The sequence below is a fragment of the Granulicella tundricola MP5ACTX9 genome, assembly GCF_000178975.2.
Classification (GTDB): Bacteria; Acidobacteriota; Terriglobia; order Terriglobales; family Acidobacteriaceae; genus Edaphobacter; species Edaphobacter tundricola.
Genome location: NC_015060.1, coordinates 46015 through 63543 on the forward strand (window position 1 = coordinate 46015; position 17529 = coordinate 63543).

Annotated in this window: 13 protein-coding genes; 7 read left to right on the forward strand and 6 right to left on the reverse strand. The window is 55.4% G+C overall.

Annotation, left to right across the window (positions count from 1 at the left end):
* Nucleotides 1-269 precede the first annotated feature (269 nt).
* From ACIX9_RS22985 to ACIX9_RS26180, 5 genes are all read right to left on the reverse strand, one after another.
* Complete coding sequence (locus ACIX9_RS22985) at nt 270-1448, reverse strand: ATP-binding protein (RefSeq protein ID WP_013573288.1); 1179 nt, start codon at nt 1446-1448, stop codon at nt 270-272.
* A gap of 947 nt (nt 1449-2395) precedes the next feature.
* A complete protein-coding gene (locus tag ACIX9_RS22995; RefSeq protein WP_013573289.1) occupies nt 2396-3553 on the reverse strand; it encodes a replication initiation protein in 1158 nt (385 codons plus the stop codon).
* 252 nt (nt 3554-3805) lie between these two features.
* The gene (locus tag ACIX9_RS23000; RefSeq protein WP_013573290.1) at nt 3806-4117 is read right to left on the reverse strand and encodes a hypothetical protein; all 312 of its coding nucleotides are present in this window, start codon (nt 4115-4117) and stop codon (nt 3806-3808) included.
* On the reverse strand, nt 4114-4707 hold the full coding sequence (locus ACIX9_RS23005) for a ParA family protein (RefSeq protein ID WP_013573291.1): 594 nt from the start codon (nt 4705-4707) through the stop codon (nt 4114-4116). The genes ACIX9_RS23000 and ACIX9_RS23005 overlap by 4 nt, the downstream gene beginning before the upstream one ends.
* A gap of 248 nt (nt 4708-4955) precedes the next feature.
* Nucleotides 4956-5240, reverse strand: a complete 285-nt coding sequence (locus ACIX9_RS26180) for a hypothetical protein (RefSeq protein WP_041598283.1) — start codon at nt 5238-5240, stop codon at nt 4956-4958.
* A gap of 361 nt (nt 5241-5601) precedes the next feature.
* Between ACIX9_RS26180 and ACIX9_RS23015 the strand changes: the two genes are divergently transcribed.
* The 7 genes from ACIX9_RS23015 to ACIX9_RS23045 all read left to right on the forward strand — a co-directional run bounded on the left by ACIX9_RS23015 (nt 5602) and on the right by ACIX9_RS23045 (nt 13908).
* Nucleotides 5602-6564, forward strand: a complete 963-nt coding sequence (locus ACIX9_RS23015) for a tyrosine-type recombinase/integrase (protein WP_013573293.1) — start codon at nt 5602-5604, stop codon at nt 6562-6564.
* A 133-nt stretch (nt 6565-6697) separates the two neighbouring features.
* Nucleotides 6698-6826 carry a hypothetical protein gene (locus ACIX9_RS27525; protein WP_269744717.1) on the forward strand — a complete coding sequence of 43 codons (129 nt, stop codon included), beginning with the start codon at nt 6698-6700 and terminating at the stop codon, nt 6824-6826.
* Nucleotides 6827-7451: 625 nt separating this feature from the next.
* Complete coding sequence (locus ACIX9_RS23025; RefSeq protein ID WP_013573295.1) at nt 7452-7679, forward strand: hypothetical protein; 228 nt, start codon at nt 7452-7454, stop codon at nt 7677-7679.
* A 188-nt stretch (nt 7680-7867) separates the two neighbouring features.
* Nucleotides 7868-8500, forward strand: a complete 633-nt coding sequence (locus tag ACIX9_RS23030) for an NYN domain-containing protein (protein ID WP_049789507.1) — start codon at nt 7868-7870, stop codon at nt 8498-8500.
* A 276-nt stretch (nt 8501-8776) separates the two neighbouring features.
* Nucleotides 8777-10765, forward strand: coding sequence for an EAL domain-containing protein (locus ACIX9_RS23035; RefSeq protein ID WP_198152272.1), 1989 nt, complete (start codon nt 8777-8779; stop codon nt 10763-10765).
* A gap of 681 nt (nt 10766-11446) precedes the next feature.
* Nucleotides 11447-12352: an alpha/beta fold hydrolase gene (locus tag ACIX9_RS23040; RefSeq protein ID WP_232299000.1), complete on the forward strand. Its 906-nt coding sequence runs from the start codon at nt 11447-11449 to the stop codon at nt 12350-12352.
* Nucleotides 12353-12513: 161 nt separating this feature from the next.
* Entirely contained in the window at nt 12514-13908 is a 1395-nt protein-coding gene (locus ACIX9_RS23045) for a DUF2130 domain-containing protein (RefSeq protein WP_013573299.1), read from the forward strand.
* Nucleotides 13909-14062: 154 nt separating this feature from the next.
* Here the strand turns inward: ACIX9_RS23045 and ACIX9_RS23050 are convergent, their stop codons facing one another.
* On the reverse strand, nt 14063-17125 hold the full coding sequence (locus ACIX9_RS23050; RefSeq protein WP_013573300.1) for an NB-ARC domain-containing protein: 3063 nt from the start codon (nt 17123-17125) through the stop codon (nt 14063-14065).
* Between the last annotated feature and the right edge of the window lie 404 nt (nt 17126-17529).

The window sequence follows — 17529 nt, forward strand, 5'->3', positions numbered from 1 at the left end:
AGCCGAGTGGGTCATTACCAAAAAGGCTGTGGAGCGACATAATGCACGTTGGTGAGGTCGATCAACCGGCTTCCATCCTGCAACTTGCCCCCATTCTCAAGTTTCATCTGATTGGCCCTAGGCCAAGTCGGCTCACCCCGTGCCCCCGGGGTATCCTGCGTCAATGTGTTGCCAGGAAGGTCAAGGTTTGCTGGCCGTGTCTCTCTGCTCCGGTTCCTGTGCTGCCCACCCATGCCATCGTGCTCCGTAAGGAGAAGGGTTCTGGAGCTCTACTTCAGCGCGGCGAGTACCTGGGTCAGTCCAGCGAGTCCGATGGCTGTTGTTGCCTGACCGATGGGATACTCGGTGATGCCCGCATTGACGACGAAGCGGCGGTCAGGCTTCAAGTCTTCGCAAGCAATGTAGAACCCTTTCTCGGGGCGCGCGGAAAGGCTCCGTTTCACCTCGATCGCCCACATGCCGTGACCTGGGATCTCCAGCACAAGATCGATCTCGGCACCGGCGGCGGTGCGGTAGAAGCTGGCGACCGTTCTCTCCGGGGCTGCCGCCAGCAGGTTCTCAATCACACAACCTTCCCATGATGAGCCGGTTACAGGGTGGCCGGCGAGATCGTTGTACGTCTTCAAGCCGAGCAGCGCATGCACCAGTCCGCTGTCCCGCACGTACACCTTGGGCGACTTCACCAGACGCTTGCCGTCGTTGCGGTGAAACGGGGCAAGCCTGCGAACCAGAAGCAGGTTGGAAAGCAGGTCGATGTAGCGGCCCACGGTCGGCGCTGAGACCTGCAGTCCAGAGGCGAGCCGGGCCGTGTTCAACAGAGTTCCCTGCCCGTGCGCGAGCATCGTCCACAACCGCTCCAGCACGCCGGCCGGAATCCTGGGACCGAACTCGGACACGTCGCGCTCGAGATAGGTGCGGATGAAGTCCGTTCGCCAGCGCAGGCTGGTGCCATCGTCGGGGGCGAGATAGCTCCCTGGAAAGCCGCCGCGCAACCAGAGTTTCAGCAGCGTCGGCTCGTCGACCGGCAGCTCCTGGGTGTTGAACGGGCCCATGTCGACATACGTGATGCGTCCGGCGAGGCTTTCTCCCGATTGCCGAAGGAGGTCGATAGAGGCAGAGCCGAGAATGAGGAATCTGCCGGTTCCGCGTCCCGTACGCCGGCCCTGGTCGATAAGGCCGCGCAAGGAGCTGAAGATCTCGGGCACACGGTGAATCTCGTCCAGCACGACTAAAGCGTTCTCGTACTCGCGAAGGAACAGCACTGGCTCGGTGAGCTTGTCGCGATCCTCGCGTGCTTCAAGATCAAGGTAAAGTGAACCCTGGTGATGGTCAGCAATGTCCCGCGCCAGGGTGGTCTTTCCTACCTGGCGCGGACCGATAATTGCAACAGCTGCCTGGTGCTTCAGGGCTGCTTCAACTAGATTCCGGTCTATCCGTTGGATGTCCATTGCAAATCGAATATACAGTATTTGATTTGCATGGTTAAGCCCGGCCGGTGCTCTGAAGCGTAGGTGAAGTAGACACTTGTGTGGCGCGCACTTCGCCTGAGCAGCTGATTTGACGACACATTGGTATGCGCCTGAAGCGGTACGCGGAAGAACGAATGCCGTACATGGAAGGACGATTCAGCCGCGGATAGAAGCGTCCTTAGTATAGGAACTGTCGAGCGAACGCTAGATTGAAGGGCTCCTCGGTGTACCCGAAGGGACGAATTTTTGTACCCGGAAGGACGACAATGTGAATTTGCACCCTCAATGCGGTCTGTACCCGGAACAACGAGTGGGTGTACCCGGAAGGACGACACATATATCTGAGACAGTTGAAGTCTGATGTACCCGGAAGAACGAAACACGCGTACGTGGAAGGACGAAAGGCCTGTACTCGGAAGTACGAAGTTAGCGTACGTGGAAGGACGAAAGGCCTGTACTCGGAAGTACGAAGTTAGCGTACGTGGAAGGACGATTCTGAGCTGCTACTCATCCAATCACACTTCCATCCAGCATGCCTGGCTCGTTCTCTGGCACGAGTCCTTCTGGAAGCCTGCAAAACTGCAGCGTCGAGTGCTCAATTACTGCTATCCATCGAGCGTTGTCGAGCTTCTGCCTCATCAGGGTCAATTTATCCGCGATGATCCGAGGATTCGTGTCTTTCGTTTTCAACATACCCGCGGTTTCGTCGCCGGACAAACTTGTAAAAGAATCTGTTCATTTTGAAACAACATCTTGAAACATCTTGCTTCCTTTAAGCAGCGAAAATTTGTACCCGGAAGGACGACGTTTCAGACTCGGAGGAACGAGGAACGTACTCGGAAGGACGAACTTCCGTACTGGAAGGGACGAGGATGCGTACCCGGAGAGACGGTAGCTCAGTGTTGAAATAACGCCATCTGTCGAAATCAGTTGAGACGGCGAGTTCCCTTCCCTTGCGGCAGCAAGTACTTGCCATCCCGGGGAGGCGCCACCCACACGCCCTCCGGCCGTGACTCCGCTTGCATCTCGGGCCAGAAGGTCCTAAAGAACTTAATGGCTTCGGCAAAGCGAACTTTGATTCGCCGGGGATTGGAATCCGCACTGCCGAGCTGTTCCCGCACCGAGGCCCACGGGATCACGGACGGAGAGTTAGCGGCGAAGCACCGCCAGAAGAGGAAAATGCAGATGTCCTGAAGCTGCGCGTTGCCGCGGGTCTGGATCAACAGTTCCGTTGGAACGGGAACGTGGTGCTTGATAAGGTCGTTGTACAGCTCCGTCCCGATCTCCACGCCGTAACGCACGCTTTCTGACAAAGGGAGAGCACTTTGTCCTACGTTTTCGGCATTCAGGTCCAGACTCGATGGAAGACGGGAGCGGCTGATCGCTGACATGTTCGAGGTCTCGTTCCGCCCTGCGCCCTTACGGCTGACGAAAATGCCCAAGCCTCGCAGGCGGTCGAAGCGTTCCCGCAGGTCGGCGTAGGCCTTTCCGCCAGTTCCCTTCATGCCCATCTGTTCCATAAACTCTTTCGCAGTGTCCCAGCTGACGTAACGGTTCCCTGACTTCACGGCTTTGTCGAGCAGGTAGTGGAGCAGCGTTCGATCGGAGCCAAAGGGCATATCGGCATCAGCGGACAGCGCCGTAAACGTCACGGTAACGGTGCTGCCGTCGCCCAGGCGGGCCTTGCGTGAGATTTGCCGCTCCGAGGTCATCCGGTACGGCAAACCGCACAGGATGAGCGCCTGCGCGAGTTGCATAACGTCCGTGTTGTCGGCTTCGAGCGCAATCCGGACTTCTGCTGCACGCAACGCTCGATTCCCTGTTGCGCTTGCCCTTTCCGCCTTGTTATCCCGCTTCGCCCGCGGAGCCGGCACGATCTCGGCCGAGGCGGCACTGGCCTGGAGAGACCGGACCGGCTTGAGCTCATCAGGAATCAGCGCTTCGGGAAGCCGATGCGCCTTGCCTGCGGTATCCGTGTACACGAGGTGACCCTTTTCGTCAGGCGTGATCAGGCTTTTGCCGCCCGTTTCAGGATCGACAAAGTGGTACTCCCGTACAACCAGGCTTTTGGCCTTTCTCGTCATCAGGTTCCCTTCCTTTACAAAGTACCTCTAGAACACGCAAGTGGCTTGCTAAAAGTCTGACCAGCTGTCCTCGCGCGTGTGCAGCACTTCAGCTATCCGACTTTTTGCGTACGCAAACACGCAGCATGACGGACGGTTGCATACTCAAAAGTTGACAAGCTGTAACGCAGGCGCTCCTTGACTATTTTTGTGTGCCCGTCCCATGCCAGCGGTCTTCCAGAAAATTTTGCGTACGCAGAAGTCCGCGTACCACTAATGTTGAACTTCCAGCCATTTAGACAGAAGTTCCTGAACGAGATCGCTGAAATCCTTCTTCGGTCCGCCGCGCCTAGAATTTGTCAGAAGAGCAATCTTGGTCGCGTAGTGTGTCTCCGCCTGGATGTAGGCAGTCACTTGCACGCTCTCGTGATTGCTTCGCTTCCCGGCTGGTCGTCCCCGCCGCACTGGAAGAGGTTCCACCCTCACCGCGCTCGGAGCCGTTGCTTGGATCTGCGGTGCAATGGAGTCAGCGACCACACTGCTGCGGTCCTTGGCTGCATTCATCGCTGAAGTGAATTTGCTCATGGGAGTATCTGCTCTCCTATCTGCTCGTAATCGTTCCAGGCCGACCAGGCACGGGCATCGTCCGCCTGATTCACTGGCACGCCTTTCAGCGCGGCTTTCTGGAAAGCAATCAGCCGGTGAACGCATCCTTTGAACGTCGGAATCTTCAATTCCTCCAGAGTGGCCCGAGCTTCGTCTCCATCTTTGTTCGGCCTAGGATGAACGATGGTCAGCAGCACCCGATAGGAAACGTTGCGCAGCCCCTTCAAGGCCTCAACGGTCAGAATCAGCGCGTCCAGCGCCAGCACGTCCGGGGTAGAAGGGATGATGAGCAGGTCGCATCCTTCGGCCAAGGCTTTCAAGTCTTCCTGGTTTGGGCGCGCCTGCGTGTCGATGACGAGGTGCTCGAACTCACGTCCCAGTTTTGCGGCCTGGCGCTCGTCTGCTACGCGGAAGGGAAGTGAGCCCCTTTGAGCCCACGCCGTTGCGCTACGGTTCTCATCCCCATCCAGAAGAAGAGTAGGGGCCTTCCCCGCCAGATAGGTCGCAAGGTGAACGGCGGTGGTGGTCTTCCCTACGCCCCCTTTAAAGCTGGCAATCGTAATAATCATGCTGAAAGTCTAGCCTGCTGGGCCGTCAGAATGCCAGCATTTTGCGTACGCAATCATTTACGCCTCAGGTACGCGATTGAAAGTAGCACTCTGGTTTCAGGGTCAGGGGCAAATCGAAACGAAACTACCGCGAACACTCAGGCGGCTGAATAGACGCGTACGCAAAAGTCCAGCAACCCAAATACGTGGATCGTGACTTTACTGTGCATGGTCTACTTAACCCAACACAGCTCTTACGTTCCGTGAATCTACCGGACTCTCCGGTTCTTCTCGCACTCGAACTCCACGGCGAATTGCTCGCCCTCGCTCTCGAGTACGCGCGCCAACACGAGCAGGCTCTCGGCGAGTTGCTCCACCGAGCCGAAGTCAACCTGCAGCCTCCCGCGGCTGAGTGTGATTGAATCGGGAAGGGAAGCGAGTGATACCGGGTCGAGGTCGCGCCGGACCATCGACCGGAGGCGCCGCTTGGAAACTGCCGACTTCTCCCCTCGTAGCGTATAGAAGAGCTTTGCCGTGTCCTCGGTATCCCGCACACGCTTAGAAAATCCGCCAACACCTGCCGGTCGAGCAGCCGTGATGTACCAACCTGAACCGAAGGCAGCAGCTTGAGCAGTTCCTGGGCGGCCCGCGGCTGAAGCTCGAAGAGCTTCTCGATGTCGCGTCGGTCGTGGTGCGACCGGACGGAGTGCGTGATGGTTTTGGTGATCTCATGCAGACGCGGCAGCCAGGAGATAGGGCGGGGCATCGGGGTGGAACCTCCTGAACGCCAGCAACAAAGGCCAACTTTAGATCATTTCAGGAGCGCGGGTATGGCTGCGCGATCGCGCATTTATGCGTTCTCCTCAAGCCTTAGAACGCACCCGATAATCCAACTTATCGTGCTACCGTCACCCTGTGAGCCAAGAAACAGCCATCTCGGTGCTAAACACGGCAGAACAGGCGTCCAACAGCTCTCAAGCCCGCCTGATAGCGCTCGTGCTCGACGGAGTCACCTCCGAGCACTCCCGCCGCTCCTACCGGACCGGCCTCACAGCCTTCTTCGGCTGGATACGAGTCGGCGTAGACGTCTCAGGAACGGAGCCGGCCTTCACGAAGGCGCTCGTCCAGCTGTACCGGTCCTCGCTGCTGGTTCAGGGCCTTTCCTCGTCGACCGTGAACCTCCGGCTGTCGCCGCTGCGCAAGCTCGCCCGCGAGATGGCCGACAACGGGATGCTCGACCCGGCTACGGCCGCGGCGATCGAACGCGTGCCCGGGGTCGAGAAACGCGGCAACCGGGTAGGGAACTGGCTCATGAAAGAACAGGCTAACGATCTGCTCAACGCACCAAACTCGAAGACTCTCACCGGGCTGCGTGACCGTGCGATTTTGGCCCTGCTGCTCGGGTGTGGTTTATGCCGGGCCGAGCTGTTACGCATCAACGTCGAAGACCTGCAGCAGAGGGAAGGGCGCTGGGTACTCCCGGACATGGAAGGGAAGGGAAGCAGGGTACGCACGGTCACCGTGCCAGCTGGCGTCAAGACCCGCATTGATGCCTGGCTCAAAGCTTCCGGCATCACAGACGCCCGGCTCTTCCGGCCGGTCAGCAAGGCCGGCGAGCTTGCCGGCACGGAGATTCGGGATGAGAAAGCAGTCTGGCGGCTGGTAATGCGTTACGCCAAGGCTACGGACCTGGGGAAGCTGGCACCGCACGATCTGAGGCGGACCTGCGCGAAGCTCTGCCGCAAGGCTGGAGGAGACCTCGAACAGATCCAGCTGCTACTTGGGCATGCCTCGATCCAGACCACGGAGCGCTATCTTGGCACCGAGCAGGCGCTGGCTCATGCCGTGAACGATGCCATCGAATTAGATCTGAACTGACGGATTGATCCAGGCTTATCCGGGAGCGGGAATCGGAAACCGTCCATAGGCTATGCGAGTGGCCGCAACGGACATTCCGACGGATTTTCGGATCCGGGGCCTAAACAGCGCGCTGGCAGATATCCTGAAAGCCATGCCGACCCAACGCTTAGTCCTATTGCTTCTCGCCGGCCTATGTTTCATGTGGCTTTGCGTGCGGATCGGCAAGTATCTCTGGCGCGAGCTGAATGAGTACCTGCGAGATCAGCGATTTGGCGAATAGTGGCGATCCAAGAACAGACTAATAACGCCTTGGCTCCGGACCGGCTCTGATCCCCGCAGAGTTCGACGGGCGCTCGTTCTGGGCGGGGTTCGCCACTCAGCGGCACGCCATCGTGCCAGCGCCTTCGACATAATGCGCCAGACCGAACACCGCTCGATCACCAACGTCTCGTGCTTATTGCGCGACGCACAGATTTTCGGAATGCACCGGCAAGCATTCGCAGACAACGGTCTCGACATGATGCGCATGCTAGTGAAAGCCGCCTAACACGGGACCTTCCCTCTGAGCGTCCTAACACGCTAGCAACTTAGTGTCTAGAAGTCTAAATTCACAGTGCTTGCGCCGCCGCAGATTCGCTTTTTATTCGTCACTCCTGTTATATCTCATGGGAGGGGTCAATCATCGGGACGATGCCGCAGCTGACAAGAGGGGGGCGGTAAAGTCGCATCGATATGAAGTTTGATTCAATCATGGTCATCGTGGCGGAATCATCGTTACAGTTCAAGGGCGAGAGAGGCATCGCTCAGCCAACCCTGCGGTTATTAGCGTCTGGATCAAAGCGTGAGCCTTGCTCGCTTGATCTTCAGCAGTGTGATGCGCCGATTTCAGGCGCTTAGGAGTAAGAATGACACTGAATCTCAGCTTTGAAGACTTGAAGCGGATCGCTCTCGACGGACGTGTGGTCAAGAACGGAATTACGTTAATCGTAGGACGCCCGTTGATCCCTGACGTGAAGACGGATACGAGTGGAAAGCTTGGCGAGGTGCGGTTCACGGTGGATGATCGGCAAGTCCAGCCGCATGGGCGACGGCTAGTCAAGCCGGCCGCCGGGACTTCACAGGCAGATAGCTGAGTGTCGAGCGCCTCTTGCTTCATGCGGGGAGTTCAGGCGAGCCTGGAACGATGTTTCTGGTACGCGGAAGCCCACGCAGTCGTATATATTAGAGATACCCGCTGACAGGGCCGCAAGGTGTTGTCAGTCCAGAAGCCGCTTGGAGCGTAAGCTCCGGCGGCTTCTGTTTTGAGGATCAGGTGAGGTCAGTGAAGCGAACCTACGTCTACGTTGATGGCTTTAACCTCTACTATCGAACCCTCCGAAAGACGAAGTTCAAGTGGCTGAACCTCGAAGCTTTGGTACGGAGTCTTCTTGACGATGAAAATGAGATCGTATGCATCCGCTACTTTACCGCTCCCGTGAGTGGGAAGTTTGATCCCGGTGTCCCCGTTCGCCAGCAGCGCTATCTTCAGGCTCTACGAACTCTTCCTACGGTGTCAATCCACGAAGGGAACTTCCTGACCAGAGCGAAAATTAGGCCACTGGTGCACCCAGCTCCGGATGGTCCCACCCACGTTGAGATCTGGAACACCGAAGAGAAAGGCTCCGACGTCAATTTAGCCACGTATCTGATCCATGATGCATGGAGAGACCTCTTTGATGTCGCCGTAGTGCTCTCTCAAGATACAGACCTGAATGAACCTGTTCGTATCGTGCGCGATGAGATCAAGAAATCGATCGGGGTGATCATTCTTGACGGGAAGGCGCCTGGCAAGCTCTCCACTTTCGGGAGCTTCGTCAGACACATAACGCACGCCGATCTTGCTGCTTCACAGTTTCCCGATATTATTCCGTTCGGTCAGCGGGGGAAGGCTGTTGAAAGACCTTCTGAGTGGTGAGCGTTTGCCGTCCGCGCTCCGATGCAGAAGATAAAAACGCCGGGAATGTAGACATTCGCTGCTAAAACACGTAACCCAGGCACCCTACAGCTTCTACAGATCGTAGAGGCGAGAAACGCTCTGCCCTTAGAGAGCAATACGCTGAATCAGCCCACGACTACTGCCGTAGTGACTTTATCCCCCTGACGGGTTACTGACGACTACGACTACGTTGTGTCAAGCTCTATAAAATTATGTTTAAAGACTGTCCACACGAAAGTGGAGTGGAGGTTTTGCTTGACTCGAAGAAAACGACTAGATCTGAGTTCCGCGTTAGCTCGAGGTGAATTTGTTCCGTACTTTCAACCGTTGGTTGATTTGCGAACCGGAGAACTGCGTGGCTGCGAGGTGCTCGCCCGGTGGGTCCATCCCACACGGGGGATTGTCCTTCCCGACGACTTCATTCCATATGCTGAGGAGAGCGGAATTATCGCGGCTTTGTCAGAATGTGTTCTGTCAAAGGCTTTCGAAGCTTGCGCCACATTGAATCAGACGTTTGTGCTCTCGGTGAACATCTCACCGATTCAGTTTCGCGATCCTATACTTTCGAAGCGGCTTTCCGAGTTGTCCACGCGTCACCGATTCCCGCTCGATAGAGTGAAGGTCGAAATCACAGAGAGTACGCTCCTCACGAACCTAGCGGACGCGCAGTCTATATCGACGCAGCTGAAGCTGCTTGGGGTTAAACTTTCGTTGGATGATTTTGGAACTGGATATTCCAGTCTTGCTCACCTGCAGGCATTACCATTCGATGAGATCAAGATAGACCGTAGCTTTGTGAGCTCGATGTGTTGTCGGCGCGAAAGTATGAAAATCGTTGCAGCCGTCATCGGTCTAGGTCGGAGTCTTGGTTTGACGACGGTCGCTGAGGGAATCGAGGAATCGGCCCAGGCGGACATGCTGCGCTGTTTGGGATGTGAGGTAGGTCAAGGCTGGTTCTATGGAAGGCCAGTTCCCATCGAGGAATTACAGGCCATGCTCGCTTTGAGCCGCCCCTCTTCTCATAGGGTGGGTCACACAAAGCAGGTGCCCAAGCAAAGGATTACATCCTTTCTTGAAGCCCTGCCCGCCGCACGTCATGCGCAGCTTCAAGCTATTTATGATGGATCACCTGTAGGACTCTGTTTTGTCGATCGCGAACTGCGGTATGTGAGCGTAAATCAGCGTCACGCGCAAATGAACGGTGCTCCCGCTGAGGCACACCTTGGACGGACCGTCCGGGAGATGGTTCCTGAGCCATTCTATGAAAAGGTCGTACCCTATCTCACTCGAGCTCTAGGTGGGGAGGCAATTCACGGTGTTGAGCTAGAGCGCAGGGATCACATCAAAGGGGTAAAGTGCGCAACGATCCTGTCTACCTACCAGCCTGCTCAAGATGAAAACGGTGAGGTAATCGGCGTATCAGTGACAGTGGTCGACATCTCTGATCGAAAGGCAGCTGAAAGAGCACTTGCGGAAAGTGAAGATCACTTTCGCCATATGGTTCAACTTAACCCTCAGATACCCTACACGATGGACCCTAACGGCCTCATTCTTGACATGAGTCCCCGCTGGGCGGAACTCACGGGTTTAACGTTTGAGGAAACCTGTGGACGTGGTTGGCTACGGACGGTGCACCCCGAAGATGCGACTACGTTGGTTAGCAAGTGCCTGGCTGCAATAAAGGCAGCAGTTCAGATTGATGTTGAGTTCAGAGTCTTAGGGCGCGACAAGCTCTGGCACTGGATGCGATCTCGAGCCGCACCCCGCATGGATCGTGACGGAGCGATCATCAAATGGTATGGCAGTGTAGAGCTCATCGATGATCAGAAGCAGGCGCAGGAACAATTATGGGCGAGCCAACTGCGACTGCAAACCATTATTGATACCTTGCCGGTAGGAGTCGTCATCGCGGAAGCCCCAAGTGGCCGAATTATCGGCCGCAATCAGAAAGCGGAAGCGATTCTTCAGCAGGATCCATTGCATTTCGAACAGATCGGGGACTATTCCAGGCGAGTCGCCTACCATCGTGACGGTCGCAGGTTGGAGTCCGATGACTTTCCTTTAGCGAAAGCGATTCTGCGTGGTCAGATCACGGACGCCGAACACGTCTATTACACATTCGGAGACGACGTAGGAAAGTGGCTAAGCCTTAGCGGAGCCCCCCTGAAGGACAGAGACGGCAAGATTGTGGGCGCGGTTGCGACCATACAAGAGCTGAATGGCGAGACGAGCCATCTAATCTGATCGTGCCGGGTACTCGATACGTCGCGACCAGCGAAGGGATGTCGGCCTTGGTTGGCCTAAGTGATCGGCACACAATAGTTGATCAAATCCAGAACGGGTCGAGGAGCGTTTCTACCCAGAGGTTCTGATCTGTTATCCGTGTATCCCCCACCCAGGATTCTTTGGGCTGCCGTCCTAAAAGCATGTTCCGAGCAGGATCTGCAGCTCCTGCAATCAGGGACTTTGATCAAGCGAGCTTTATTCGAGATCGAAGACGCTTCAAGTTTATTGAGAGAATGTGACGAATTTCTGCTCAGGCTGCGGTTAGAACGTGAGTCCAGACGGAAAGCAACTGTGCGGAAGCATCAACATTCTGACAATGGTTCTTCGCTATCCTAAATGACTTCTTCTTGGCGTCATCCCGAGTCTTCAAATGCGCCAGACGTTGAAGATCTGCGGAAGAAATCATGGTTGACCGTTTCCGGCCGTCCTTAGATTATCCAGGTTGCATTATGTTCCCGAATATTGGCTTCGAAACCCTTTCCATGGAAGTGTGAGAATAGAGGACGTTTGTGGCCAAAGCAGACTGCCTACAATGTCCCTCGCTGATCCTACGAGTATCTGTCTTTTCTAACCGCAAGTGGCACCCCTTGTAAGGAACGCGGCAATCCTTCATCATGAGGGGCACCAGGTTGAAACCCCTTGAGTGAAGCCGTGCGATATGAACTGAAGACCGAGATGGTGGCCGCAAATGACCTTGTATTTGAGGTTCTGACCTGCGGTACGGGCAAAACGCTTGCGCTTTGCTTGCACGGTTTCCCCGAGGTAGCTCTCAGCTGGCGTGAACAGATGTTAGCCCTTGCCGAGAGTGGGTACCGAGTATGGGCACCGAATCAACGTGGTTATGGCAAGAGCAGCCGACCACCCCGCATGCAGGACTACGCTATAGAAAATCTAATGGCTGACGTTGCTGCCCTAATCGATGCTTCGGGTGCCCAGCACGTGGTTCTGCTTGGTCATGACTGGGGCGGCATCGTGGCTTGGTGTTTTGCCAGTCGACGTTTACGGCTTTTGGACAAGCTCGTGATCATCAACGTTCCGCATCCGGTGTGCTTCGCCAGGAGCCTGCGACGTCCTGAGCAGTTTGTACGTTCCTGGTACGCCGCGGCGTTCCAAATGCCATTCTTACCTGAGTGGTTTCTTCGTCGGAAAAATGCAAAGGGAATCGAAGAGGCTATGCTGCGAAGTTCCACCCGACCCGAATCGTTCTCCCGAGACCTGCTTGAGGCTACTCGTTCTAACGCCGCTGAACCCGACGCGCTGAAGGCTATGGTCGACTGGTACAGGGCTTTTGTGTGCGGGGGCGGTCTCCAGCGTCAGCTTCGTTACGGCTTCCCCAGAATTGAAGTCCCAACCCTCCTAATTTGGGGTGAGGAAGATCGGTTCCTGACCAAAGCATCAACTATTGGAACGGAAGAGTTCGTCACCCTCCTCAGCATGCATTTTCTGCCTGGTGTCTCACACTGGGTTCAACAAGACGCGACTGAGCAATGCAACAGGTTGATTCTTCAATTCATCAGCTTAGAACTAGCTACATCCGAAGCTTAAGCATTGGAGGCATGGTGACTCATTGTTCCTCTCCTGCCTAACGCGGGCGTTGGGGTTAGCTTTTCAAGAATCATCTCTTTAGACGGCTCAACAATGTACGCCCAGTGATCTAGCACTTCGTATTCTGTTCGCCTATACTCAGGGTTTGGAGAACAAGTGCAATGTCCAATCTCAGCTCTGCATCTGCGGCTCAGCCTGCAATTGCCTGTCCAAAATGCGGTACGCCGGTTCTTCTTACCGAGGCCCTAGCGGCTCCGCTGATCGAAGCCACTCGTGCCGAGTACGAGGCAAAGCTTCGATCACACAGTGATGCTGTCGCTAAGCAGCAGCAAGAGCTTACCCGCAAGGAACAGGCAACACAGGAAGTCGAGCAGCAGCTCGCCAAACGCGAAGCGGACATCAAGCGCCGATATGAGGAAGCCCGTGCAGAGATCGGCACTCAAAGGGAGCAGTTGGCTGCGGAAGTCACGCGTCAGACCGAGGTAGCAGTTACAAAAGAGCTTGCTGAGCGGTTGATCGTAGAAAGAAAGACGATCGCCGAAGCAGAGGAGAGCCGGGCACGTCAGCGGTTTGCCGACGAGCTTGCGGAGCGGGACCGGGATCGCAAGGAGCAGGGAGAGTACATCGAACGACTTACGGCCAAGCTGACAGCTGCCCAAACCGCCGAAGTGGAACTGAAGCGTCGCGAGCGGGAGTTCGACGATAAAGAACGAGAGCTGCCCCTACGCATAGAACAGGAGGTCAGTGGCCGGCTCGACCAGGCGCGTGCCTCCGCGGCGAACGAAGCCAGTGAGCGGCTTACACTCCAGCTTAGCGAGAAGGAAAGGCAGATCAAGGACCTCGCGACAAAACTGGAAGAGGCGAGCCGGAAGGCTCAGCAGGGGTCGCAACAGTCACAGGGCGAGACTCTGGAACTCTTGCTGGAAGACCAGCTTCGGCGGCAATTTCCCTTCGATGAATTGCAGCCGGTGCCCAAAGGTGAATTCGGCGGTGACACCCTGCAGGTCGTCCGTGACAGCTCGGGGCGGGAGTGCGGTCGCATCTTGTGGGAGTTCAAACGCACCAAAATCTGGCAATCCGCTTGGCTTTCGAAGCTCAAGGGGGACCAGCGTTCTGCCCGTGCGGACATCGCCGTGATTGTGTCACAGGCGATGCCGCCGGACGTTAGGCATTTCAATGAGGTTGATGGAGTATGGGTGTCATCGTTAGGATGCACGCTCCCAGTGGCTACGGCATTACGGGCATCGCTGCTCCAGCTAGCGAGCCAGCGGCGCAGTGCCGAAGGCCAGCACACTAAGAGTGAACTCGTATACGCCTACCTAACTGGTTCACAGTTCCGGGGGCGCATCGAGGCCATAGCAGAGCGCTGGTCTGAGATGCAAAAAGACTTGGCGGATGAGAAGAAGGCCACAATGAAGCGGTGGTCCAAGCGAGAGGCACAGTTGCATACGCTGCTCGACTCCACGGCTGGGATCTATGGAGACCTTCAAGGCATTGTGGGACGAGACTTGGCCGAGATCGAAGCTCTTGGCGAGACGTTGCTATTGGAAAGCTAGTTTTCGAACCGCACGAAGACGCTATGGCCTCAAGCACTCAACAGCGGCCTCTCTGCTAGTCCACATAACCTAGAGTCAAAGGCCCTCTGGGTGAAAATAGGTACCCAGATCCTGACAACGAGAGTTTGGCTCGGTTAGCATAAGGTGTTGCCTGTTAATCGACCTTACCCACTATCCAATCCTGAAAACTTCTCTCCACTCGGTTCTGTCTACTTCGGAGTTCCGGTGTAAACAAGTCCTGTTGTTCTTGTAAAGCCGCTATGCGTCCAGCTTCCAGGGGATTGACCTGCTCCCATTTTCTGCGTGCAGCCTCAAGGAACATTAATCCTAAAAGCGTTTGCTTGCGCGAAATGAGAACCTCACCAACCCACAGCCTAATGTACCCCTGATTTAGGATGTGTTCATGCTTACTGTCTTTTTCAATGATCAAAGCCGACTTTTGATAGCAGATCAATGCACCATTTAGTTCGCCCATGAAGTGCAGACATCTACCGATGTTTCCATAGTGAGGTCCACCATGATCTTGGTTGAATTCATCTGGGTCTGTAAACTCCTCCAAGCGTGAGCCTTCTAGGAAAATCTCCATTGCCTCATCAGGATTTCCACCATCACGCAAGGCCAGGCCAAGTACATTGCCGATAGAGTCATCAGTGTCCACGTTGGAGTTTACCTGAAGAGTGTGGCCTCGTTTCGCCCAGTCCACTGCTTCCGCGAAGGACTTGCGAACCCAGAACGTATAAGCGCGCAGTTGGCAATATAGGATGAAGCGCGCATCCTTTTCCGGAACAGTGAGTGCAAACCTGCTGAGTAGAGAATCAACTTCCTGAAACTCGCCAAGGTATGACAGTAGTTCGATGTGCGTCTTGAAGACCGTATCGAGCTTCTTGTAACTTCTGTGCTCCTCGACGAAGTCACCACTCGACAAAAGCAGCCGTGCGACTCTGGTGAATTCTCTCGGGTATGCGCTAGACGAAAAAGCTCCCACGGACTCGGCAAGTATTGCATAAGCCTGACCTAACCTGCCTGCAGCGACGCTTAGCTCTGCAGCTTGTGTCCAGTTCTGCAGTACCACAAATGTGGGTCTGTCACTAAGTTGATTTCGGTGCAATCCGATAAAGTGATTGTAGACGCGCATAATGCCATCGATAAAGCTCAACCGCTCTTTGTGCGAAAAGCGTTTGCGAAGAAAGGTGCGGACTAGGGGATGAAGTTCGAGGACTTCCTCCCCCCCCCGCAGACGCTTGACCACGACGAGATTCGCACTCCGGAGCGTTCGAAGGGCTTTGAACACCTTCTGAAAATTCATTTCCGAACTGACGTAGTCGGCTATCTCTTTCTCTCGTTCTGGGCGAACTGTCTCAGCCATAGCTCGCAATACTGTTCGCTCACGGTCACGCAACTTGCTCCAAATTGAATTGAGCATGTTGTTAGGTAGTTCACCCGTGCCCCTGCGTATTTCGTCCACCAGTGTTCGCAGTGAAGATCCCGGTAATTGCTTGGCGACTTGAATGGCCAATAGGTCAAGCCAGAAAGCGTGTCCATTTGTAACCTCGTGAGCGTCCTCAATCTCTAGCTCGGAAGATACAGCGCCTCGAGCAACAAACAGTGCTTTAGCCGCAGACAGGGTAAGCCCCTTCAAGCGGATCGTTGTTGCAGAGGGATGAGTGAACTGAATAGATGGACGAGAGGTAAAGATTAACTTTGTGGTGTGAGCTCTTTCCAATACTGCGGTCACGAAGTGTTCGACGCTTGAGGTAAGCCGTAAGGTCTCGAGGTCGACATAATGATCTATGTTGTCGAAAACGAACAGAAAGCTCTTATCGGTGAGCAATGGTATGAGAATGTCGACTATGATCTGTATTTCTTGCTTTGCCAGGTCTAACCCTTGCACACGCCCGGAGGTAAGACTCTCGACGATCGCAGCCAATTGATTCTCAAACCGTTCGCCTTCCTCTTTGCAGTCACGCCACACGTATGTGTTATCTGGCACTTGCTTTTGACGATCCCCGAACGCCTTGGCGGCAATTGTGGATTTCCCCTCGCCTCCAATACCCGTTATGAACACTACAGCCGAACCTGCTTCCAAGAGAACAAGCTCCGCCTCGCGGCCGAGACAGAACTCGATCACTGGAGGCCGGTCCTCGAGGTCGCCTTCAAGAAGTATGTTCTTGGGAGGCGCACTAGTCATTTGGGTTATCAGAGAAGACTCAAACTTAACAGGGCTCACTGGAACGGGAGGCGTGAGGGGATGCCCGACACTATTGGCAAGCCACCAGGATGCCAGCTCCGGAAGAAAAACGTTGCAATCGATATCACCGTAGACAAGTACCTTGGCCTTGTCGGCGGCTAGTTTGAGCTGCGCCGCGATATTGGCAGGAAACGACGGCGAGGCGGAGCGAGTGGTCCAGAGGATCTCGGTGTTATCAGCATCATCGGCAACCATCTCCAACAGCGTAGTTGTGAAAATATCATCCCAGCCGCCATAGGCAATCACGACGACAATGCGATCCCGGATGAGCCTATTGAGTGATGCTTTCAATTGCGGTCGTTGCTGCGTGAGCTGACGCAGCGTATGCAGAGTGTTGGACCCGTACCAGTAACCATGCAAATGGATCACGTGGCAACCAACCGCAGAGGTAATCGAGACGTTGCCGTCGCCTTGCATGATGGTGCGGTAATGTCTGCCGCCTGCTTTTCCGATCGCGACTTCTAAGAGCGGGTCGAAGTTGGTCGTCAGCAGCGACTTCCCGAAAATGTCTGGATTGTGGGTTATCAATGAAGCAATGGCAGAACCGCCCGGGAGGACGGCCCAAAGCGAGTCGTCGGCTTCTAAAAGCTGACAGGATTGCTCGTCCCCTGATTGTCCTCGGTATCTGGCTTCTGGTTTACAGGCGGCCAGCACCGCACTTCTGACAAGTTCGTTTGCGACAGCAGGCCCGCGGCGACTCTGAAGAAAGCGGAAGGCTTCCTGGTAACGCTTGTCCTTGGCAGTCGAAATCAGAATATCTAGCTGATTGAGGAGGTTGTGGTCGTCAGCAAATTCACCGCGTATGATGTCGATCATCCCACTTACGTTGGGGACGCCCAAGAGTCCTGCAGAAGCTGGTGCCGAAAGTGGCGAGCCGACGAGGAAAATCACTTCGCGGGGACGTTTCTTCAGCGCGCTGGTCAGCCTGGCTAGTAGAGCAGACTGATCGTAGAACTCCAGTTCATCCATGAAGACACTATACGATCTGTCGCTATGAAAATCCGAGACCCGAACAGGACGACGACGGAGTGCTCACCTCGCTTTGTGAAATTTGCCCAGCCCTGAGTACTCCGGCCTATCCACTTGTGTATATCTCTGGGTACACGCTAACGTGACGTAGCGTGCCCGTTTTGTTAGAGAAATACCGCTGATGACGCGCTCCGATGTTCTCACAAACTCTGGTTACGACAACGTACACGGGTATCGTGCCCGGTTTACCTGAACGTCGGTAGGCGATATTGTGCCCGTCAAGATCTACAAGAGCCACATCTGACGACCATGTCTTCCACACTGTTCGATCCGTGGAGGAGGGCCTCAGATGCCCCTGATTGACGACGGTCGGTATCTACACAGGATCGGTCTGTGGAGCTTCA

Bases quoted from the DNA above. Each gene is read 5' to 3' on its own strand.
- ACIX9_RS22985 (WP_013573288.1), bottom strand. From the start codon at position 1,448: ATGGACATCCAACGGATAGACCGGAATCTAGTTGAAGCAGCCCTGAAG.
- ACIX9_RS22995 (WP_013573289.1), bottom strand. From the start codon at position 3,553: ATGACGAGAAAGGCCAAAAGCCTGGTTGTACGGGAGTACCACTTTGTC.
- ACIX9_RS23000 (WP_013573290.1), bottom strand. From the start codon at position 4,117: ATGAGCAAATTCACTTCAGCGATGAATGCAGCCAAGGACCGCAGCAGT.
- ACIX9_RS23005 (WP_013573291.1), bottom strand. From the start codon at position 4,707: ATGATTATTACGATTGCCAGCTTTAAAGGGGGCGTAGGGAAGACCACC.
- ACIX9_RS27525 (WP_269744717.1), top strand. From the start codon at position 6,698: ATGCCGACCCAACGCTTAGTCCTATTGCTTCTCGCCGGCCTATGTTTC.
- ACIX9_RS23025 (WP_013573295.1), top strand. From the start codon at position 7,452: ATGACACTGAATCTCAGCTTTGAAGACTTGAAGCGGATCGCTCTCGAC.
- ACIX9_RS23045 (WP_013573299.1), top strand. From the start codon at position 12,514: ATGTCCAATCTCAGCTCTGCATCTGCGGCTCAGCCTGCAATTGCCTGT.
- ACIX9_RS23050 (WP_013573300.1), bottom strand. From the start codon at position 17,125: ATGGATGAACTGGAGTTCTACGATCAGTCTGCTCTACTAGCCAGGCTG.